This is a genomic window from Aliiroseovarius sp. PTFE2010 (genome assembly GCF_049943335.1).
GTDB lineage: Bacteria > Pseudomonadota > Alphaproteobacteria > Rhodobacterales > Rhodobacteraceae > JBNFVY01.
The window spans coordinates 495999-517379 of sequence record NZ_JBNFVY010000001.1 but is presented as its reverse complement, the minus strand read 5'-3'; the positions used below and the strand labels follow the sequence as shown (position 1 = coordinate 517379).

Sequence of the window (21381 nt, the reverse complement as noted above, 5' to 3'; positions counted from 1 at the left end):
TCAAACCGTTCGGCGGGCCGAGCGCATCCAGACCCCGCCCAGCACCGCTGTCGCCAAAGTCACCACCGCTGCCCCCGCCACGAACAGGCCGAAGGCCCCGCGGATCCCTGCACCACCGCCCAGCAAGGCGGGCATCGCACCGGTGAGCATTACACTGCCCATCGTTGCTGTGAACCAGACCGCCACCAGCGCAGCCGCCAGCCCCAGCACAACCCGCACGGGGCCCGTGCGCCGGTCAAACCCGCGCCGGAACGATGCGATCTGCCGCCGCACGTCCAGTTGCATCGCAAGAAGCGCGGGGACCACCAGCAGCACCAGCACCATTCCAAAGCCCAACCCGTAGACCAACGTAATGACCGTGGGTTTGAGGAATTGCGCATCCGCCGACCCTTCGTAAAGAAGCGGAGCAAGCCCGAGCACCGTCGTCAGCGTAGTCAGCATCACTGGGCGCAAACGGTCCGCCGATCCATCGATGATCGCAGGCACAATGCCCCGTTCCTGGGCGTATTCGTCCACAGTCGTCACCAGAACAATGGAATCGTTGATGATGATTCCCGTCATTCCGATCAGGCCGACCACCGAAAACATCGACAAGGGCACGTTCCACAATGCATGGCCATAAATCGCCCCGACCAATCCGAAAGGAATGATCGCCATCACCACCAAAGGCCGCGTCCAACTTGAGAAAACCCACGCCAGAACCAGGTAAATCCCGACGATACACAGGGCAAAGCCGAACCCTGCGTCAGACAGGAAACGGTTTTCCTGTTCACTCAGGCCCGCCATTTGATAGGAAATCCCGAAATCCTCGGCCAGTTGGGGCAGGATCACGGTTTCGAGGGCCTGTGTCACTTCGGTCGCGCGGGCGGGGTCGTCTTCGGCCAGATCGCCATTCACACCGACCAAGCGAATGCCGTTTTCCCGACGCACGGTAGAAAAGCCCGTTTGCGTCGTGACAGACACCAGATCGGACAGCGGCACATAGGCGCCGCTGTCAGTGCGCATCAAGGTCCGGTCCAGGAAATCAGCGGTCAGTTCACTGTCGGGAAGTTCCACGTTGATCGTAGCCGAACGGGTGCCGTCAGGGTAGCTGGCCGCTTCGATCCCGGCCAGGCGGTTGCGCAGAACACCCCCGACCGCGTCAATCGTAAAGCCCAGTGCTTGACCTTGTGCGGTCAGATCCAACACCAATTCCTGCTTGTCATAGGCCAGGCTATCTTCCAGTGCGCTGACTTCAGGAAATTGGGACAACTGTGTCTTCAGCGCTTCTGCCGCATCCTTGAGCACCTGCGCTTCGGCGCCATACAGCTGAATGTCGATGGCATCGCCGCCGGGGCCGGAACGCCACCCGCGAAAACTGACCTCTTCGACCAGCGGATGGTTCTTCACCTCTTCTTGCACGGCGGTGATGAAGGCATAACTGGAATAGGGTCGCAGATCGGCATCGATCAGTTCGATGGAAATTGCGCCCAGCTGGTCAGGATCTTTTGTGTCAGCGCTAGCCAACCCGCGCCCGGATCCGCCCCCGATTTGCGCAACGACATAGTCCAGCGGATTGACGCCATGCTCGGCCTCAAGCTTTTGTGCGGCCACTTCGGTGGCGCGCTGCAATTCGTGCATCATTTCGATGGTGTCTTCACGCGCAGCGCCTGGGGCCATCGCGAAATTGCCAGACACAGACGGGCGTTCGGGCGAATTGAAGAACCGCCATTGCACGTCTCCGCGCACCACCTGCGCCACCTGCAGCAACAATAACAGAACGACGCCGGCCAAGACCGGATAGCGCGCCTGAATCACACCAGCCATCATGGGGCGGAAAATGCGTTCACGGAACCAGTTGAAGCCCCGGTTCACTGTACGCGACGGCGCGTCGTACCATTTGCCCCGCGACGACGGCGCCATGGAATGGGCCATGTGGTTGGGCAGAATCAAGAAGCATTCGACCAGCGACGCAATCAAGACGACGATCACGGTAAAGGGGATGTCGGCAATCATATCGCCGAACCGCCCTGATATGGCCGTCAGCCCGAAGAAGGCGATCACGGTTGTCAGCGTGGCCGAAAAGACCGGGCTGAACATGCGCCGGGCCGCGTTCACGGCAGCCTCCATTGGCGCTTCGCCGCGGCGGCGCACACGGAAATCGACATGCTCGCCGACGACAATCGCGTCATCGACGACGATCCCCAACGTGATGATCAATGCGAAGAGCGAAATCATGTTGAGCGTCAGCCCAAAGGCATACATCAGCCCAATTGCCGCCGTCATTGACACCGGGATGCCTGCCGCGACCCAAAAGGCGGTGCGCGTGTTCAGGAACAAGAACAGCAGCCCCACCACCAAGGCCAGCCCCATCGCACCGTTGTCCAAAAGGATGTTCAGCCGGTTCGTGATCGCTTCGGCCCGGGTGCGGATCAGGTCCAGATGCACGCCGTCGGGCAGGGACAGCTCCATTTCGGCGGCGATGTCCTCCACCTGGCGCTGGATCTCTATTGCGTCCCCCGCTGCGCTGCGCTGCACGCCCACAACCACTGCCGGATTGTCCCCGACAAAATAGGCCGCGTTGCGATCAATCCCTTCGACGCGCACCGTCGCCACATCCCCGATCGTCAAGGTCGACCCATCCGCGTTTGACCGCAGCACGATGCCTTCGATCTGCTCGGCCGACCGCTTGGCTACCCCGGTGCGAACCCGCGCATTGGCCCCGCTGACATCGCCTGCCGGATCTGTGTCAACCTCGCCCGCGACGGCGGCGGCGATCTGCGCCATCGAGATGTCGTTGCGAATCAACGCCAGACTTGGGACCTCAATGATCGTCGAGGGCGCCGCCACCCCGCTGACGGTCGTGCGCGTTACCCCTTCGGCAAACAGGCGCGAGACAAATTCATCGGCAAACACCCCCAGCTGGTCCACGCCAACGGGGCCGGTGATCACGACATCCGTGACCCTTTCGCGCCACCCGCCGGAAACGACATTGGGGTCATCAGCGCCCTCGGGCAAGGTGGTCACCGTATCAACCGCCGCCTCGACGTCATCCCCGGCCAGGGTCATGTCATACCCAGGCTCAAATTCCAGCGAGATCTGGGCGCGCCCTTCGGTGGACACCGATTCCGCTTCCACCACGCCTTCAACCGCCAGAAGTGACGGTTCCAGCACCTGGACGATGGCGCGATCCACATCATCGGCCCCCGCCCCGTCCCAAGTGACGGTCACCCGCACTTCGTCCGAGACAATGTCGGGGAAAAACTGCGCGCGCATGTTTGGGATTGCTGCCAATCCCGCCACCAGAAGCGTCACCAAAAGCAGGTTCGCCGCTGTGCGGTGGCGCGCGAAATACCCCAAGATGCCGCCGATCCGCTCGGAACTACGCATGGCTCAGCCCCCCATCCGCGCTTCGATACTTTCGACCGTCTCCGCAGGCACCTTGTCTTTGGCCAGCGTGGCCAGCAGGCGTTCCTTGACGTCGCTTGGCATCCTCGCGTTGCGTTTGACAAAAGCGATCAGAGCCGCACGTCTTTCGGGCGTCAATTCCAGCAAGTCGGGGGCCAGATTTTCCTGTGATTGCCCGGTGTCGGGCGCGCGCAGGGGGCGCACCAGAATGCCCTGCCCCAACAGCGGCGTGCGCTCTGACACAACTTCGACCCCGGCCAGCCCCGCCGCCGAAATCAGCACATCGTCACCCTGACGGCGCAGCAGGTCTACGGGGCGGGTCTGCAAACGGTTCTCTTCGTCGAGCGCCAAAACCGTGTTTGCTGCGTCCACCGCCGTGGCGGGCAGACGTGCCACGCCTTGCAACGCCGGTTCTTCGGCCACAACTGTCACGAAATCGCCGGGCCGAAACCCGGCGGCATCATCCAGGCGCGCAAACAACAGGCGCCCGGTTTGGCCTTCGCCCACGGTGGCACTTTCGCGGGTGATACGCCCTGTCGCATGGATATCGACCCCGGCCAAATCCAGCGCAACGCGCACGGGCGTTTCAGCCAAAACCCCGTCATCGCTCAAAAGACGCACATATTGCTGCGCCGAAACGCGGAACGAAACCTCGAGCTGTATGGGATCGATCAAGCGGCCGATCTGCTCATTCGCAGTCACCAGCCCGCCTTCGACCACGGTCACATCGGCCAAGGTGCCAGAAAATTCCGCCACCACCACCGTATCGTCCAGAGCGCGCTGCGTTTCGGCGCGCTTGATGCGCGCGCGCAGCACTGCGGTGCTGGCGCTGTCCACGGCGGCTTCGGCGTTGGCGACAGCCTGGCGCTTGGCCAAGACCGATTGGCGCGCCGACACTTCGGCCAGCGCGGCGTCTTCAACGGCCGCATCGGTGGCCACGCCGCGTGCCTTCAGGTTTTGTTGGCGGGCCAGCGCCGCGGCGCGCAATTCGGCCTGATCACGGGCGGCCTGCAAATCATCCAGCGCAATCTCAAGCGTGCGTTGTGCATCGCGCAACGTGGCTTCTGCCTCAAGGTAATCGGCCTCGGCTACGTCCAGCGTGGCTTGCGCATCTGTCGGATCAATCCGGAGCAAAACGTCGCCAGCCTGCACCTGCCCACCTTCTTCGAACGCCTCGGACAGCTCAACGATCGTTCCCCCTACCGGGGTGCGCAGCTCAAGCGCGCGGCGCGAGACGACCTGACCAAACGCGGTGATGACAGGGGTGACGGTTTGGGGCGAAATTTGCGTGACATTCACGGCAAAGACCCGTTCGCGCGCCACGCCCGGCCGGCTTTCCTGGGCCATGCGGTCCTGAATGGCGCTGCGCATGGAATAGCCCCCCCATGCCAGCAAGCCGACCGTAAGAGACATCAGAAACAAGCCCACAAAGGAGCGGCGCAAAAAACGCATTGTATTCAACCTTTTTGCAACCGGACCGCCCGGCTTCAATCTAGACGTGGCGGAACGAAAGGCCAAACCACAAGCATGTTACGATACAACCGGCCGATTCCGTCGCATTTTTATTTGCGGCGTTTATGCTCATCAAGCCGGGGGAAGATTTCGACGAAATTGCAGGGGCGGTGCCGATAATCTAGCTGAAGTTTCAGGATCTCGTCCCAGGCATCCTTGCAAGCCCCCGTGCTACCGGGCAGCGCAAACAGGTAGGTGCCGTTCGCAACCCCGCCTGTCGCGCGGCTTTGAACCGCGCTGGTGCCGATTTTCTGCATCGAAACCATCGTGAACACTGTGCTGAAGGCTTCGATTTCCTTTTCATAGACATCGCGGTGCGCCTCGACCGTGACATCGCGCCCCGTCAGTCCGGTCCCGCCTGTCGAAATGATGACGTCAATGTCGCGATCGGCGCACCATTTGCGCAGGCGATCGGCGATCTTCCCGCGATCATCTGTTACGATGGCGCGGTCCGCCACGATATGGCCAGCGCTCTGAATGCGTTCCACCAGAGTGGCCCCGGATCGGTCATCTTCCAGCCCGCGCGTGTCGGAAACGGTTAAAACTGCAATCCGCACAGGGATGAAATCAAGGCCTTCGTCGATCCGGTTCATCAGGTCTTCCTCAGTCGATCTTTCAGCGACAACAGATCCGCCCAAGTTTCGCGTTTGGCGGCGGGCATGCGCAACAGGTAGGCAGGGTGAAGCATCGGGATCACGGGTATACCTTTGCGTTCGCCCCATTGCCCGCGCATCCGGGTGATGCCCTTGCGACCCAAAAGCGCCTGGCACGAAATGTTGCCGAGCGCGACGATCACCTCGGGCGCTGCCAGTTCGATGTGCCGGTCCAGAAACGGCGCCATCATAGCCATTTCATCGGGGCTGGGGTCGCGGTTTTGTGGCGGGCGCCACACCACGACATTGGTAATATAGAGCGCCTTTTCCGCGTCGGGCGCGTCGCGGGCCAAGCCGATCGCGCCGAACATCTTGTCCAGCATTTGCCCGGCCGCGCCGACGAAGGGCTTGGCTTGAATATCCTCGTCACGGCCCGGACCTTCGCCAACGATCATCACGCGCGCCGCCGGGTTTCCGTCTGAAAACACCAGGTTCCGGGCCCCGCGCTTCAGCTCGCAATGTTCGAAGGCTGCCATGGCGGTGTGAAGGGCCCCCAGATCGTGGGCGGCGTGGGCCATTGCCATGGCTTCGGCGACCGGATCGACCTTGGTTTCTACCGGACCGGGCGCAGGGTCGCCCTTGGGCACCGGTTTGGGCGCATTGGCAGGCATGTCGTATCGGTTGATGGGCGCATCGCAAATCGCCTCGTCCACGCCCAACTCGATCTGCCATTCGAGCGCGGCGCGCAGGGCGAAAAAGTCCATCGTGTCGATCTGCGATTCCATGCCGCCCAAGCTAGAAGGCGGCGCGGCAAAGGTAAATGCGTCACAGGCACGCTTGCCGCCCAAGCGAACCCTGCTATAACCCGGTGAAACGAAAGGGGTCTTGCGCATGTCATTCCGGCAAAAGCATCTTCTGGGTATCGAGACCCTGGCCCGAAATGAAATTTCCGCCATTCTGGATCTGGCCGACAAATACGTCGATCTGAACCGCGCCGACGTCAAGCACGCCGATGCGCTGAACGGGCTGACCCAGATCAACATGTTCTTCGAAAATTCGACCCGCACGCAGGCCAGTTTCGAACTGGCAGGCAAGCGGCTTGGCGCGGATGTCATGAACATGGCGATGCAGGCCAGCAGCATCAAAAAGGGCGAAACCCTGATTGACACGGCCCTGACGCTGAACGCGATGCATCCGGATCTTCTGGTGGTGCGCCATCCGCAATCGGGCGCCGTCGATCTGCTGGCCCAAAAGGTCAACTGCGCGGTCCTGAACGCGGGCGACGGGCGTCACGAACACCCCACCCAGGCCCTTCTGGATGCGCTGACGATCCGGCGGGCCAAAGGTCGGCTGCACCGGCTGAACATTGCCATCTGTGGTGATATCGCCCACTCTCGCGTGGCGCGCAGCAACATCCTGCTGCTGCACAAGATGGAAAACCGCATCCGGCTAATCGGCCCGCCCACGCTTGTTCCCGCCGCGTTCGGGGAATTCGGCTGCGAGGTCTACGATGATATGACCGAGGGGCTGAAAGACGTGGATGTGGTCATGATGCTGCGCCTGCAAAAAGAGCGGATGGACGGGGCGTTTATCCCGTCGACACGCGAATATTATCACCGTTTCGGATTGGACGCGGACAAGCTGGCCCACGCCAAGAGCGATGCGATCGTAATGCACCCCGGCCCGATGAACCGCGGCGTTGAAATCGACGGCACCATCGCCGACGACATCAATCGCAGCGTCATTCAGGAACAGGTGGAAATGGGTGTGGCCGTGCGCATGGCCGCGATGGACCTGCTGGCGCGCAACCTGCGCGCGGCACGGTTTGCCGAGCGTGTGGGCAAGGGGGAGACGGCATGACATCGCTACACATCACACCGGCCGACCGCACAAATGTTTTCGTTTTCCTGATCGAACTGCCCGAGGATGAGGCCGCCAGTTTTGCCAAGGATAGCGCAGCCATCGGTCAAGCATTGGATACTGTCATCGACGCAACCCACGTCGTGCAATTTCCGCTGTCAGATCTGGAAGGCGTCGGCCTGACCGAATATCTGATCGAAGGCATGGGACTGAGCGAGGACGCGGTAGAAGCAGATGTCCTGAAACTGGATGCACTAAGAGGCCATGTTCTGATTCTGAAGGGGTCGGCGTTCATGGGCGAGACATTGGATACGCTGGCCCGCCCGCCGTTGCTGCATGTCGGCACTTACCCTGAAACGGGCGCGCCGGTTCTTCTCGAGCCGCTGAAATCCGAGGCGGCCAAGGGGCAGTTAAGCCAGGGAAGACCCCCGAAATCCGAAGCGCGCATCTCGGGGATGATTGCTTTTTACGTTCTGCTGTTCCTGGCGTTTTTCGTTGTTCTCTTTGTATGGCTGGCGTCATGACAGAGCTTCTTGCAAATGTCCGGCTGATCGATCCAGAAAACCAGACCGATCAAATCGGCTGGCTGAAAATCGAAGGCGACAAGATCGCCGGGCTTGGGGTCGGCGGGGCAGAGGGCGGCACGGATTGTGGCGGCAAATGCCTGGCTCCGGGGATTGTCGATCTGGGCGTCAAGGTGTCCGAACCGGGTGAGCGCCACAAGGAAAGCTTCGCCAGCGCGGGACGGGCCGCGGCCGCCGGCGGTGTGACCACGATGGTCACGCGCCCGGACACGGCCGGCGCGATCGACACGCCAGAACAGTTGGAATTCGTCCAACGCCGTGCGGCCAGCGACGCGGTTGTCAAAGTGGCGCATATGTCGGCGTTGACCAAAGGCCGCTCTGGGCGAGAGATGGTCGAAATCGGTTTTATGCTGGATGCAGGCGCTGTGGCCTTTACCGACTGCGACCGTGTGACGACAGACACCAAGGTCCTCAGCCGCTGTCTGACCTATGCGCGGTCTGTCGGCGCGCTGGTGATCGGCCACCCGCAAGAGCCCGGCCTGTCCGATGGCGCCGCCGTGACAAGCGGCAAGTTCGCCACATTGCGTGGTTTGCCATCGGTTCCAGCAATGGCCGAACGCATGGCGCTGGACCGTGACCTGGCCCTGGCGGAAATGACAGGGGTGCGCTACCACGCCGATCAGATCAGCACCGCCCGCGCGTTGCCCGCGCTGGAACGCGCCAAGGCCAATGGTCTGGACGTCACGGCGGGCGTGTCGATTCATCACCTGACATTGAACGAATTGGACGTCGGCGATTACCGAACCTTTTTCAAGGTCAAACCCCCCCTGCGCGCCGAAGACGATCGCAAGGCAATGGTTGCCGCCGTGGGTAGCGGGTTGATCGACGTGATCAGTTCGATGCACACGCCACAGGACGAAGAGAGCAAGCGCCTGCCGTATGAAGAAGCGGCCAGTGGCGCGGTGGCGCTTGAGACGCTGCTGCCAGCGGCGCTGCGCCTTTATCATTCGGGCGAAGTGAGCCTTGCGCAGCTTTGGCGGGCCATGGCATTGAACCCGGCCCGGCGGCTGGGGTTGAACGCGGGGCGTTTGGCCCCGGGTGCGCCGGCGGATCTGGTGTTGTTCGACCCGGACGCGCCGTTCGTTCTGGACCGTTTTGCGCTGCAATCGAAATCGAAGAATACGCCGTTTGACGGGCAGCGCATGGAAGGAAAAGTTCTGGGCACATGGGTGAACGGCACGCGCGTGTTCACCGGTTGAGCGGGGCGCTGAGCCCATGCGCCTAGCGCGCACATTGCCCTGGGGTATTTGAAATAAGAAGGGATCGAACAACGTGCCGGATATCGTGACATCGCCAGCAGGTTTGGGCTTGGTCGCCTTGCTGGCCTATGTGCTGGGCTCGGTGCCATTCGGGATCGTTATGGCGCGCCTGTTCGGTCTGGGTGATCTACGCGCCATCGGATCGGGAAACATCGGCGCCACGAACGTTTTGCGCACCGGAAACAAGCTGGCCGCCTTTCTCACCCTTATCCTCGATGCGGGAAAAGGTGCCATTGCTGTTCTGGCGGCGCGATACGTTCTCGCAGAGGATGCGGCTCAGCTGGCGGGGCTCATGGCGTTTGTCGGTCATTGCTTTCCCATCTTTCTGGGCTTTCGCGGCGGCAAGGGCGTAGCGACATTCCTGGGCACCGTTCTGGCCGTGGCCTGGCCGGTGGGCATAGGCGCCTGCGCGATCTGGCTGATTGGGGCGCTGGTGACGCGGATATCGTCCGTCGGCGCGCTGTCGGCGGCTGCGCTGGTCCCGGGCGTGGCGGTTGTGCTGGGACGTGCGGACGTGGCCATTCTGACCATTCTGCTTGGCGCGCTGATCTATGCACGTCACATGCCCAACATTCGGCGCGTCATGGACGGCACTGAACCGAAAATCGGCAAAAAGTGATCAGAAGCTGAAATCAGGCAGGCTGTCCAAAGCGCTTTTCAGTGCCTCGCCCCAGTCATTGGAAATCTTGTTGTAATAGGGATCATCCGCTTCGATGCGCCCGGTGTACCCGCGCCGCAGGCTATCACGTTCGTATGTTTGCAGATCGAACGGTAGACCCACTGACAGGTTCGCTTTGACGGTGGAATCGAAACTGACCAGCATGAGCTTTACCGCTTTCTCAAAGCTCATGCTTTGATCATACGCGCGGACAAGGATCGGGCGCCCGTATTTCGTTTCGCCAACCTGGAAAAAGGGCGTGTCGTCACCGGCTTCGATGAAATTGCCTTCGGGGTAGATCAGAAACAAGCGCGGAGGGCCGCCTTGGATCTGCCCGCCCATGATGATCGTGGCGTTGAACGACGCGTCCGCTCTCATGCCAACTTGTGCCTGGCCGTCGATCACTTCGCGCAGGGTCCCCGCGACGATCTGGGCCGCCTGAAACATCGACGGTGCTGCCAGAAGCGATGGCGCGCGATCATCATGCGCCTTGGTCCGTTCATCCAGCATCGAACACACCGCTTGCGTGGTGGCCAGGTTTCCCGCGGTCATCAACGTGATGCATCGTTCGCCCGGCGTTTCCCAAGTGAACATCTTCTGGAACGTAGAAATATTGTCGACACCGGCATTTGTTCGGGTGTCGGACATGAACACCAGTCCCTTATCCAGGACCATTGCTATACAATATGTCATTCGACCCTGCCCTTATTGTTGTGCCACCTCGATTTCGACCGACAGTTTTTCACCCTGTCCGCCGAAGGTGGTCCCACTTACAGGGGCGGCTTCGGAATAATCCAGCCCTGTCGCAACTCTGACGTAGCGCACATCGGGCGATATCTGGTTTGACACATCGAATCCGACCCAACCCAGCCCACCAACGAACACTTCGGCCCAGGCATGGCTGGCCTCTTGGTCGGTACGGTCGTTCATCATCAAGTAGCCCGACACGTAGCGGGCGGGAAATCCAAGTTCGCGTGCGCAGGCTATGAACACATGCGCATGGTCCTGACACACCCCGCGCCCCTCGGCCAGGATATCCTCGACAGTCCAACTCGGTTCGGACGAGCCGGTTTCATACGTCACGGCGTCATAGATAATCTTGGACAGCGCATGCAGACGTTCCAGATCGGTATCACCTTCCACTTCGCGCACCACGGCACGGCAAGCCTGTCCTGGCTTGGTCAAAACGGTTGAGTGTTTGAACAACCACAGCGGGACGGGCCCGATATGGGGACCTATGACACCGTGGGTTTCGGCAACCTCGATCTCGCCCCGGCTGCGAACCGTCAATTCGTTCGTGCCCTTTTCGAAGCTGATCAGTTCGACAAAGTTGTGGTGGTAATCCTCGAACGACAATTCTTTCTTGCCGCCGTCGACAGTTGTGCCCCAGTCCAGAACACTTTGCACGCGGCTCGACTTTGGGGATTTGCGCAACTGCTGCAACCCATAGGAGACCGGGGTGTCGAACGTGTAGCGCGTTGTGTGGCTTATCCGGAGGCGCATGTCAGTCGTAGAACCTGTAATCGATTTCGATCTGCTGACCCAGTTGGCCCAGCGACAACAGTACGCCTTGGATATATTCGTGCAAGCCTTGTTCGAAAACCGGTTCGATATCCTGATGGGTGAACATCGCCAAAAGATTTTCTGCCATTTGCAGGCTCGGGTTATCCGCGTCGTAGCCTGCCGCGATATAACCCAGGTTGTCGCGCAGCTTGGACGCGCAGAACTTCAAAGATCGCGGCATCCTGCCGTCAAGGATCAAAAAATGCGCAATGTTGAGCGGGCGCACATCCGTCCCGTGCGCCACCCGGTAGCCCCCCAAGCCCGAAACCGAGCGCAGGATCGTTTCCCATTGTACATTGTCCAACCGCGATCCGACCGCCATGACCGATGGCAGCAACACGTAGTACTTCATGTCCAGAATGCGCGCCGTGTTGTCCGCGCGCTCCAAGAACGTGCCAATCCGGGCAAAATCATAATTGTCATTGCGCAACATCGTGCCGTTGGTCGTGCCGCGGACCAAGGCGGTGCGCTGACGGATCATGCCCAGAACACCAGGCAGATCGCGTTCGTTCACCTTGCGGGCCAGCGTCTTGTCCACGGCCATGTGGCAGCCGTTCATCGCTTCCCAGACTTCGGTGGTCACGGCGGTACGTACCAGCCGGGCGTTGTGGCGCGCCGTGGCAATTGCCGCGCGCACAGATGACGGATTGTTCGGATCGCGCAACATCCAATCAATCGCCGCGTCCTTGGTTATTTCGTCGTGATGTTCGCGGAAACCAGCCAGCACCCCGACCGTCTGCATGACCGAGCGCCATTCGTCCGTGGAATCGGATCCGCTACGTGTCAGTGCGATCCGCTGGCCAGTCGCAATGAGGCGCGCGGTATTTTCCGCCCGCTCAAGGTAGCGATACAGCCAATAAAGCCCGTGTGCAGTCTTACCCAGCATGCGCACCGCCTTTCGGCGCGGACAGTCCGACCGCGCGATTTTTCGCAGATCCGCCCATCATTCGTCCAGAACCCATGTGTCTTTCGTCCCGCCACCCTGAGATGAATTGACCACCAATGAGCCCTTCTTCATCGCCACGCGCGTCAAGCCGCCCGGCGTGATTTTGATATCGTTGGGGCTGACCAGCACAAAGGGGCGCAGATCGACATGTCGGGGGGCCAGACCGGTCCGCGTAAAGATCGGCACCGTCGACAAAGACAACGTGGGCTGGGCGATATAGTTGCTGGGCCGGGCCTTCAGCTTTTTGCGGAATTCGCGGATATCCTTCTTGGTCGCGGTCGGGCCGATCAACATCCCGTACCCGCCCGATCCATGCACTTCTTTGACAACCATTTCCTCAAGATTGTCCAGCACATAGGCCAGGCTGTCGGGGTCGGAACACCGCCACGTCGGCACGTTTTCCAGTATCGCTTTTTCGCCAGTATAGAATTCGACGATCTCGGGCATATAGCTGTAAATCGCCTTGTCATCGGCAATCCCTGTGCCGGGTGCATTGGCGATCGTGATACCGCCCGAGCGATAGACATCCATAATGCCAGGCACACCAAGGGTGCTGTCGGGATTGAAATTCAACGGATCAAGATATTCGTCATCAACACGACGGTAAAGCACATCGATTGGCCGATAACCCTGCGTGGTCCGCATCGCCACCCGGCCATCCACCACGCGCAGATCATGGCCTTCGACCAGCTCGCAGCCCATTTCGTTGGCCAGAAACGCATGTTCGAAATAGGCGCTGTTATAGATGCCCGGCGTCAGGACCGCGACACAGGGCGTCCCTGTGCAGGCCGGCGGCGCGCAATTGGCCAGAGACTCGCGCAGATCACGCGGGTAATTTGACACCGGTCGCACCCGATTGCGCGAGAAAAGCTCGGGAAACATCTGCAACATGGTTTCACGGTTTTCCAGCATGTAGCTGACGCCCGACGGAGTGCGCGCATTGTCTTCAAGCACGTAGAATTGGTTGTCATCGGTGCGAACCAAATCAATGCCGACGATATGGGTGTAAACACCGCCGGGGGGCTCTACTCCGATCATGTGCGGCAGAAACGCATCGTTCTTGGAAATCATTTCTTCGGGAATTCGGCCTGCCCGGATGATTTCCTGCCGATGGTAGATGTCATATAGAAACGCGTTGATCGCGCGGACGCGTTGTTCAATTCCGCGACTCAGGCGTTGCCATTCCATCCCGGATATCACGCGCGGGATGATGTCGAACGGGATCAGACGTTCTTCGGCTTCGACCCGTCCGTAGACGTTGAACGTGATTCCCGTCAGGCGAAAGACCTCTTCGGCCTCGCGCTGCTTGGCGCGCAAACGGGACAGATCTTCGCGTGAAAACCAATCGTTGAATTGGCCATAGGGATCGCGAAGCCGCTCATCGCGGCCCCACATCTCGTCGAAAACAGGCAGGTTGTCCATGAAGTCAAATCTATCCACGCAGTTACGAGCCACAATACAAACTTATGACAAAACCCCTGCACTTCAAATACAGACGCGTTTTTCACCATCAGTGCACAATATCTGACCAACTTGGAACTGCGCCCGCGCGACCAACAGGACTAGACACGCAGCACCCCACAAAGGCCAAACTGCGCCGCGCGGGGGACGCATGCCCACGGCTTCCCATGGGTTTAGCCCGTGCATGCGCATTGGCCCTGTTACCGGCCGGGTCCGATCAATAGCTGTAGTCGGTGTAGATGTTGTTGAGGTTTCCACGCCAGTCGCCGTTGTAACGCGCGAGCAGCTCGTCCGCCGGACTTTCGCCAGTCTCAATGCTATCCTTCAGCGCGCTGAGGAAATGGGTTTCGTCCGGTACCAGCCCCCCGGCCCCGGCGCGCGCACGGGCCTTCAACCCAGCTTCCGCGATGTCGACACACTGGCGCGCCAGATCGTGCAGTTTCACGCCGCCCGCTTCGCCCTGCAGCGCATGATCGGCCGCGGCCACACGCAGCCCCTCGCGGGTTTCAGTGTCCAGCGACATGGCCAGATCGTGGGCCGCGTCCAGCGCCGCCCCATCATAGAGCAGCCCGACCCAGAACGCCGGCAGCGCGCAAAGGCGGCGCCACGGCCCGCCATCGGCCCCGCGCATTTCCATGTATTTCTTGATCCGCGCTTCAGGGAATATCGTCGTCAGGTGATCCGCCCAATCCGACAAGGTCGGCTTTTCACCCGGCAGTGCTGGCAGTTCGCCCTTTAGGAAATCGCGGAAGGATTGCCCCAAGGCGTTGATATATTGGCCGTCGCGATAAACGAAATACATCGGAACATCGAGCGCGTAATCCACGTAGCGTTCAAACCCCATGCCGTCTTCGAACACGAAGGGCAACATCCCCGTGCGGCTATCGTCCAGATGCCGCCAGATGTAGCTGCGATAGGATCGTACGCCATTCGGCTTGCCTTCCCAGAACGGCGAATTGGCGAACAGGGCGGTGGCGACCGGCTGCAACGCCAGGGCCACACGGAACTTACGGACCATGTCGGCCTCGGACGCGAAATCCAGGTTGACCTGAACCGTGCAGGTCCGCCGCATCATGGCTGTGCCGGTCGTGCCGACCGTGCCCATGTAGCTGTCCATCAATTTGTAACGGCCCTTGGGCATCAGCGGCATGTCATCATGTAACCAGACCGGCGCGGCGCCCAACCCGATGAACCGCGCGCCAATGTCGTCGGACACCGCTTGCACTTCGCGCAGATGCTCGTTCACTTCGTCGCAGGTCTGGTGGATATTTTCCAACGGCGCGCCCGAAAGCTCTAACTGCCCCCCCGGTTCCAGCGATATGTTCGCCCCATTCAGCTCTAACCCGATCAGCTTGTCGGCTTCGCGCACCTCGGACCAGCCGAACCGGTCACGCAACCCTTCAAGAATGGCCAGGATAGAGCGTGGCCCGTCATAGGGCAGCGGCCTGAGCGTATCCTTGCAATAGCCGAATTTCTCGTGCTCGGTGCCGATGCGCCAATCCTGAGCGGGCTTGCACCCGGATTCCAGATACTCGGCAAGCTGATCATAGCTTTCAATCGGCCCGCCGCCGGATTGAGGAATGGACATGTTGTTTTGCTCCCTGCGGGCCACCTGTCAGTCGCCAACAACTGAGAGCAAATTCCGGTGTTGTCAATGCAGCCGGTGCGTCTTGTCCTTCCAGACAGGGAAGCGTTCCGTCGTTTTGGCACCGGATGCACGGATCACATTGCGCGTGTTTGCCCCTATGAAACCAGCCACGGCATCAAACAGTTGTTCAGATCCGACAGCGTCACCTGGAATGTGATGCAAGCCTTCGCCACGTACGACGAACACCCATGTCATCTGTTCCTTGTCGGGTCCGCCGGTGGTTTCAATGTTGATCGCGCTGACGTCATCCAGCGAAAACGACACCCCGTCCCTGGCGGAAAAATAGGTGACCTGACGTTCGATCACCTCGACCATACCGGGACCATCTTTGCCGGATCGAATGCGCGCCCGCTGAAACCCGGTGAACAACAGGATCGCCCCTGCCATAGCAATCGCCAGACCGACATAAGGAATGATCCCCGTACCGAACATGGCATGCCAAGCCCCGAGCGCAGACAAGGCCGCCCCCGCCATCGCCTCGCGCCAACGGGCTGCCAATTGTTTCACATCTGATCGCACAAAACTCATCGCAGTCACCAATCGCCCAAGGCGTTTTGCCACAGTACAATAGCTGCCACGGCAGCGGTATCCGCCCGGAGTATACGAGGACCAAGGCCGATTTGTGTCACAAATGGCGAATTTTTCAGCCAGCTGCGTTCTGCTTCGGAAAATCCGCCCTCTGGACCGATAAGAATGGCCCATTTTTTTCCATCCCCCGACAATCTGGGTTCCGTGCCCACCTGCCCCTCGTCGCAGAACAGCAATTGGCGGTCGGCGGGCCAATCATCCAGCATTGCCCGCAGCTTGCGCGGGGCATCAACGGGCGGAACAAAGGTGCCCCCACATTGTTCGGCCGCTTCAACGGCATGCGCTTGAAGGCGCTCAACACGCACCCGCTCGGAGTTTGTGTGCTCGGTGATCACGGGGCAAATCCGGGCCGTTCCCAATTCGGTGGCCTTTTCAACGATGAAATCGGTGCGGGCCTTCTTGATTGGCGCGAATAGCAACCAAAGATCGGGCGGGTCCTGCTGCGGCGCGCGCTGTTCGCGACAAACCAGAACTCCGGTTTTCTTGCCAGCCTCGGCCACTTCGGCCAGCCACGCCCCATCGCGCCCGTTGAACAGTTCGACCCCATTGCCGCTTCGCAACCGCATAACGTTGAACAGATAGTGTGCCTGATCCCGCGACAGAGGAACCGATTGCCCCGGCCCCAAGGGGTGCTCTACAAACAGTCTGACTTTCGAAGCATCCATGAAAGACAATCTATGTCCGAGTTCGATCAGACACCAGAGACCAACGGCCAGGTCCATGACGCCTACACGGATAACTGGGTCGATCGTCTGGCCCCCGCATGGACGCGCCCCTACCTGCGTCTCAGCCGTGCAGACCGGCCTATCGGCACCTGGCTGCTATTGCTGCCCTGTTGGTGGGCGGCCCTGCTGGCGTCTCTTGGTAACGGGTTCGGCCTGCGCGAGTTGTGGGTCATGGTCGGTTGCGGCATCGGGGCCTGGTTGATGCGCGGCGCGGGCTGTACGTGGAACGACATAACCGATCGCAGGTTCGACGCCGCCGTGGCCCGCACCCGGTCTCGGCCGATCCCATCAGGGCAGGTCAGCGTGAAACAGGCCGCCGCCTGGATGATCGCCCAGTCGCTATTGGCCCTTTGCATTTTGCTGACGTTTCATCCCCTGGCCATTGCTCTGGGCCTGGCATCGCTGGCCTTGGTGGCGATCTACCCGTTTGCAAAGCGCTTTACGTGGTGGCCGCAGATCTTTTTGGGGCTGGCGTTCAATTGGGGCGCGATCCTTGCCTGGGCCGCTGTCGCTGGCGAAGTTACCGAAAACGCCGTGCTTCTCTACCTGTCTGGCATCGCCTGGACGCTGTTTTATGACACGATCTACGCTCACCAAGACAAGGAAGACGACGCGTTGATCGGCGTCAAATCCACTGCGCGGCTGTTCGGACAAAATACCCCGGCCTGGTTGCGCAGATTTCTGATCGTGTCGGTATTGCTGATGGGCGCGGCAGTGGTGGGTGTCACCGCGCCGATGGACAGTCTGTTGGTGTTGGTTGTGGCAATCGGTGCCCCGTGGGCATTCGGATGGCACCTTGTCTGGCAACTGCAACGGCTTGACATCGATGATCCGGATACTTGCCTGATGTTGTTCCGGGCGAACCGAAACGCCGGACTGCTGCCTGTGCTGTTTTTCGCCGTCTCACAATTGCTTTGATTGCATGCAGCGCGTTCGTATCCTAGACCCTAGCGCACCAATGGGTTCCTGAGCAGGGTTTGCACGGTCCGATGCGTCTGTCCACCATACTTCCTTATGTCGCCACGGTGTTACTGGCCGGAGCAGCGTCGATCGCAGTGGCCATCCTGTCCGTCGGCGCGATCGAACGATCAACGCTGCGGGCCCTTGACCTGGCGCTGAACGAACAGGGCTATGGATGGGCCCAGGTCACCGTGGACGGGTTGCAGGTGCATGTGTACGGAACTGCACCGGACGAGGCGTCGCGGTTCATTGCCCTTTCTACGGCGGGGCGGATTGTGGATGGCGCCCGAATTCTGGACAAGATGACGGTCGACGACCCAAAGGGGCTGACGCCGCCGGCTTTCAACATAGAAATCTTGCGCAATGACGATGGCGTGTCGCTTTTTGGTCTGATCCCGGCAGCAACCGACCACGCGATGCTGACGAAACGCGCCACCAAGGCCGCTGGCGATGTACAGGTCACCGACCTGCTTGAAATCGCCGATTTTCCCGCCCCCGCAACATGGAACAAAGCCCTGACTTTTGGGTTCGACGCGCTTGAGCTTTTGCCCCAGTCCAAGATTTCGATTACCCCCGAACATGTGGACATCACCGCCCTGTCGCAAAGCGCCGAACAAAAGCGCACCTTTGCCAACATGCTCGCGCGCAGGAAACCCGGCAACGTCGATGCCACTATCGACATTTCCGCCCCGCGTCCCGTCCTTACCCCCTTCACCTTGCGATTTGTGAACACAGACGAAACCACGCAATTTGACGCCTGTTCGGCAAGCTCGCAAAAAGCGGCGGATACCATATTGGCCGCTGCGCGCGCGGTGGGGCTGGCCGACGGCAGTTGTACGATCGGACTGGGCGCACCGTCACCGGACTGGCCAAAAGCAGCCACACTGACGATTGCCGCGACCGAAGCATTGGGCGGCGGTTCAGTCACCATGTCGGACACGGACATCACGCTTGTCGCCACCCCAGAAACCGATCAAGAGACCTTTGATACCGTGGTGGGCAAACTGAAAAATGACCTCCCTCGGGTCTTTGCCCTGCACGCGGTTCTGCCCGAACCCGTGGTTGTCGATGGGACCGACAATGATGACGGCCCACCTGAGTTCATCGTGACCCGGTCGCCCGAAGGCCAGGTGCAACTGCGTGGTCGCGTGCAAGATGATCGCACCCGGGTCGCGACGGAAAGTTTCGCGCGCGCGCAGTTCGGCGTCGACGGCGTGTATGGTGCGATGCGGTTGGACGAAGACCTGCCGCTGGGCTGGTCCGCACGCGTTTTGGCATCCGTCGAAGCGCTGGCCCATCTGCACAACGGGTCGGTGATCACACAGCCTGACTTCGTGCAGGTACGCGGCGTGGCCGACAGTGAATCCGCGAAAGCCGACATCGCCCGTATTCTGGCCGCCAAACTGGGTGATGCCGCGAATTTCGACATAGACGTGCAGTACGACGCCGCTTTGGACCCAAAACTGAACATCCCCACCCCGCAGGAATGCGTCGCGGCTATCAATGAAATTCTGGCGACGGACAAGATCGTTTTCGCCCCCGGCGAAACCGATGTGCCGCCCAGTGCGCGCGCCACGCTGGATGCTATTGCCGACCAGATCCGCAGTTGCGAAGGCGTCGCGATGGAAATCGGCGGCCACACCGACAGCCAGGGCCGCGAAGAGATGAACCTGAACCTCAGCCAGGCGCGGGCCAATGCGGTTTTGAACGGGTTGCTAGCGCGCCGGGTGCTGACATCGTCGCTGACGTCCAAAGGCTACGGCGAAACCGTGCCAATCGGCGACAACCAGACCGAAGCCGGCCGCGAGGCGAACCGACGGATCGAATTCACCCTGATCGAAACCGACGACACGCCAGACCAGACGCCTGCCGAACCAACCGAAACCACCGAAACCACAAGCGAGGACACTGATGAATAGGACCGAGTTCATCCTGACCACCGCCATCATCCTGTTCATCGCGTTCTTGGCCGGCTGGTTCGCCCACTGGCTGCTTGGCCGTTTCAGCCGGGTTGGCAATGGCGAAATGAATGAGATCGACCATATGGCCCAGCAATTGCACGAGGCCGAGCAACAGCGCGACGAGGCGGTATCCTATTATCAGCAGCGTGAAGCGGAATTGACGAACCAGCAAAACCAGACCGAGGCCGAATTGAGGGCCGCGATGGAAGGTTTGCGCGAAGCACGTCACGAGACCGAGGAACTGCGCGCCTACATCGAACGCAGCAAGACAGGCTAACCTTTACCAGCGCGAAAGGGCGTCTTCGTCCGCGTCAGTCGCCGCAACCCAGTCCGCACCATTCGCGCCCAGTTCCTTTTTCCAGAACGGAGCGCGGGATTTCAGATAATCCATCAGGTATTCCGCCGCTTCGAAGGCGTTGCGGCGGTGGCGCGCCGCGGTGGCGACCATCATGATTTGCTCGCCCGGAACCAGATCGCCGTAGCGGTGGATCACCAGAACGTCGGTCAAATCCCACCGGCTGGACGCTGTTTGCGCCATGCCGCGAATCGCGCGTTCGGTCATGCCGGGGTAGTGTTCGATCTGCATCTGCGCCAGCGTTCCACCCTCGTCGCGGACCAGGCCCGTAAAACTGACAATCCCGCCCGCGCCCTTGGCCCGGGACGTGAATTTGTCCAGTTCCGCCCCGGCATCAAAACGCGCATCGCTGACGACAATGTGCATTTCAGCCACCCGTCATCGGGGGGAAAAACGCCACTTCGCGCACCCCATCCAGGGGCGCGTCGAATTCCGACAGCTCTTGGTCCAGTGCCACGCGCAGCGCATCCAGATCGGCAAAAGCCGCCGCATACCGGGGCTCACGCGCCCGCAATTCGTTCACCAGGTCGGTTACCGTGCGCGCGCTGGTTTCGATCTGATCGCGCGGCGCACCGATCCGTTCGCGAACCCAGGCGAAATAGAGCACATCAATCATGGGCGTCCTCCCTCAGGAACGGCATGGCCTTGCGCAGATAGTCTGCCCCCGTGATCACTGTCAGCGCCGCCGCGACCCATAGCAGCGCGATGCCGCCCCAATAGCTGGCAACCATTCCGCGGAATTTCCAGCCAAGTCCGCTGGTGTCTTCTACGCGGCCTGCCAAAATATCGTCGACCATCGCCCCGTCCATGCCGAACGTGCCCATGCCAACATAATGCGAAAACACGCCGTAGACGATCAAAACCACGATTGCGACCATCTGCGCAGTCGTCTTCCATTTGGCCAGCTTGGTGACCTTGAGCAGCCCGGCCGTGGTTCCCAGAAATTCACGCAGGCCGGAAACGAACACTTCGCGCAGCAGGATGAACGTGGCCGGGAACACCACCCAGAACGTCATGCCGAACAGGGCGCACAATGTTGCCAGGGCGATGACCACGATGGCCTTGTCGGCGATGGGGTCCAGCATTGTGCCAAACCGGCTTGTCTGTTCCCACTTGCGTGCCAGATACCCATCGACCCAATCGGTGACCGAAGCTCCGGCGAACAGCAGCAGCGCCGCCCAGTCAGCATAGGGCCGTGCAAGGAACAGAAATACGAGCGCGATCCCCGGCGCGGCGACCATACGGAATATCGTCAGGATGTTTGGAAGGTTCAGGATCATGACACTGGTGTAGCGCGAATGCGGGGTGGGGGAAAGCGGCG

At 60.5% G+C, this 21381-nt stretch carries 21 protein-coding genes; 7 read left to right on the top strand and 14 right to left on the bottom strand.

Features of this window, described 5'->3' with window-relative positions; all coding sequences use genetic code 11:
• The 4 genes from ACP2AV_RS02500 to ACP2AV_RS02485 form a co-directional block, all read right to left on the bottom strand.
• A complete protein-coding gene (locus ACP2AV_RS02500) occupies window positions 1–3369 on the bottom strand; it encodes an efflux RND transporter permease subunit (protein ID WP_426371072.1) in 3369 nt (1122 codons plus the stop codon).
• Between the two features lie 3 nt (window positions 3370–3372).
• On the bottom strand, window positions 3373–4800 hold the full coding sequence (locus ACP2AV_RS02495) for an efflux RND transporter periplasmic adaptor subunit (protein ID WP_426371071.1): 1428 nt from the start codon (window positions 4798–4800) through the stop codon (window positions 3373–3375).
• Between the two features lie 149 nt (window positions 4801–4949).
• A complete protein-coding gene (moaB, locus tag ACP2AV_RS02490) occupies window positions 4950–5492 on the bottom strand; it encodes a molybdenum cofactor biosynthesis protein B (protein ID WP_426371070.1) in 543 nt (180 codons plus the stop codon).
• Window positions 5492–6277 (bottom strand): uracil-DNA glycosylase, encoded by a 786-nt coding sequence (locus ACP2AV_RS02485; protein ID WP_426371069.1) that lies wholly within the window; start codon window positions 6275–6277, stop codon window positions 5492–5494. The genes moaB and ACP2AV_RS02485 overlap by 1 nt, the downstream gene beginning before the upstream one ends.
• Window positions 6278–6383: 106 nt before the next feature.
• On the opposite strand from ACP2AV_RS02485, the gene ACP2AV_RS02480 reads away from it, so the two are divergent.
• The 4 genes from ACP2AV_RS02480 (at window position 6384) to plsY (ending at window position 9814) form a co-directional block, all read left to right on the top strand.
• Window positions 6384–7352 carry an aspartate carbamoyltransferase catalytic subunit gene (locus tag ACP2AV_RS02480; RefSeq protein ID WP_426371068.1) on the top strand — a complete coding sequence of 323 codons (969 nt, stop codon included), beginning with the start codon at window positions 6384–6386 and terminating at the stop codon, window positions 7350–7352.
• Window positions 7349–7876, top strand: coding sequence for a hypothetical protein (locus ACP2AV_RS02475; RefSeq protein WP_426371067.1), 528 nt, complete (start codon window positions 7349–7351; stop codon window positions 7874–7876). The genes ACP2AV_RS02480 and ACP2AV_RS02475 overlap by 4 nt, the downstream gene beginning before the upstream one ends.
• Window positions 7873–9135: a dihydroorotase gene (gene pyrC / locus ACP2AV_RS02470; protein ID WP_426371066.1), complete on the top strand. Its 1263-nt coding sequence runs from the start codon at window positions 7873–7875 to the stop codon at window positions 9133–9135. The genes ACP2AV_RS02475 and pyrC overlap by 4 nt, the downstream gene beginning before the upstream one ends.
• Before the next feature lie 73 nt (window positions 9136–9208).
• Window positions 9209–9814: a glycerol-3-phosphate 1-O-acyltransferase PlsY gene (gene plsY / locus ACP2AV_RS02465; protein WP_426371065.1), complete on the top strand. Its 606-nt coding sequence runs from the start codon at window positions 9209–9211 to the stop codon at window positions 9812–9814.
• Here the strand turns inward: plsY and ACP2AV_RS02460 are convergent, their stop codons facing one another.
• The 7 genes from ACP2AV_RS02460 to ACP2AV_RS02430 form a co-directional block, all read right to left on the bottom strand.
• Window positions 9815–10546: a peptidase gene (locus tag ACP2AV_RS02460; RefSeq protein WP_426371064.1), complete on the bottom strand. Its 732-nt coding sequence runs from the start codon at window positions 10544–10546 to the stop codon at window positions 9815–9817.
• A 12-nt stretch (window positions 10547–10558) separates the two neighbouring features.
• Window positions 10559–11356 carry a transglutaminase family protein gene (locus ACP2AV_RS02455; protein WP_426371063.1) on the bottom strand — a complete coding sequence of 266 codons (798 nt, stop codon included), beginning with the start codon at window positions 11354–11356 and terminating at the stop codon, window positions 10559–10561.
• A gap of 1 nt (window position 11357) precedes the next feature.
• Entirely contained in the window at window positions 11358–12302 is a 945-nt protein-coding gene (locus ACP2AV_RS02450; protein ID WP_426371062.1) for an alpha-E domain-containing protein, read from the bottom strand.
• A 57-nt stretch (window positions 12303–12359) separates the two neighbouring features.
• Entirely contained in the window at window positions 12360–13784 is a 1425-nt protein-coding gene (locus ACP2AV_RS02445) for a circularly permuted type 2 ATP-grasp protein (RefSeq protein ID WP_426371061.1), read from the bottom strand.
• Between the two features lie 256 nt (window positions 13785–14040).
• Window positions 14041–15411 carry a glutamate--cysteine ligase gene (locus ACP2AV_RS02440; protein ID WP_426371060.1) on the bottom strand — a complete coding sequence of 457 codons (1371 nt, stop codon included), beginning with the start codon at window positions 15409–15411 and terminating at the stop codon, window positions 14041–14043.
• Between the two features lie 63 nt (window positions 15412–15474).
• Window positions 15475–15999: a hypothetical protein gene (locus tag ACP2AV_RS02435; protein WP_426371059.1), complete on the bottom strand. Its 525-nt coding sequence runs from the start codon at window positions 15997–15999 to the stop codon at window positions 15475–15477.
• Between the two features lie 5 nt (window positions 16000–16004).
• Window positions 16005–16724, bottom strand: coding sequence for a 16S rRNA (uracil(1498)-N(3))-methyltransferase (locus ACP2AV_RS02430; protein WP_426371058.1), 720 nt, complete (start codon window positions 16722–16724; stop codon window positions 16005–16007).
• A gap of 12 nt (window positions 16725–16736) precedes the next feature.
• Between ACP2AV_RS02430 and ubiA the strand changes: the two genes are divergently transcribed.
• The 3 genes from ubiA (at window position 16737) to ACP2AV_RS02415 (ending at window position 19982) form a co-directional block, all read left to right on the top strand.
• Entirely contained in the window at window positions 16737–17702 is a 966-nt protein-coding gene (gene ubiA / locus ACP2AV_RS02425) for a 4-hydroxybenzoate octaprenyltransferase (RefSeq protein WP_426371057.1), read from the top strand.
• 71 nt (window positions 17703–17773) lie between these two features.
• Window positions 17774–19663 (top strand): OmpA family protein, encoded by a 1890-nt coding sequence (locus ACP2AV_RS02420; RefSeq protein WP_426371056.1) that lies wholly within the window; start codon window positions 17774–17776, stop codon window positions 19661–19663.
• Window positions 19656–19982, top strand: a complete 327-nt coding sequence (locus ACP2AV_RS02415; protein ID WP_426371055.1) for a hypothetical protein — start codon at window positions 19656–19658, stop codon at window positions 19980–19982. Before ACP2AV_RS02420 ends, ACP2AV_RS02415 begins: the two co-directional genes overlap by 8 nt.
• Before the next feature lie 3 nt (window positions 19983–19985).
• On the opposite strand, the gene ACP2AV_RS02410 is transcribed toward ACP2AV_RS02415, so the two are convergent.
• Genes ACP2AV_RS02410 through pgsA form a run of 3 tightly spaced genes read right to left on the bottom strand, consistent with a single transcriptional unit; the run spans window position 19986 to window position 21340 of the window.
• The gene (locus tag ACP2AV_RS02410) at window positions 19986–20426 is read right to left on the bottom strand and encodes a molybdenum cofactor biosynthesis protein MoaE (RefSeq protein ID WP_426371054.1); all 441 of its coding nucleotides are present in this window, start codon (window positions 20424–20426) and stop codon (window positions 19986–19988) included.
• A gap of 1 nt (window position 20427) precedes the next feature.
• Entirely contained in the window at window positions 20428–20676 is a 249-nt protein-coding gene (gene moaD, locus ACP2AV_RS02405) for a molybdopterin converting factor subunit 1 (RefSeq protein ID WP_426371053.1), read from the bottom strand.
• The gene (gene pgsA, locus ACP2AV_RS02400) at window positions 20669–21340 is read right to left on the bottom strand and encodes a CDP-diacylglycerol--glycerol-3-phosphate 3-phosphatidyltransferase (protein ID WP_426371052.1); all 672 of its coding nucleotides are present in this window, start codon (window positions 21338–21340) and stop codon (window positions 20669–20671) included. Before pgsA ends, moaD begins: the two co-directional genes overlap by 8 nt.
• Between the last annotated feature and the right edge of the window lie 41 nt (window positions 21341–21381).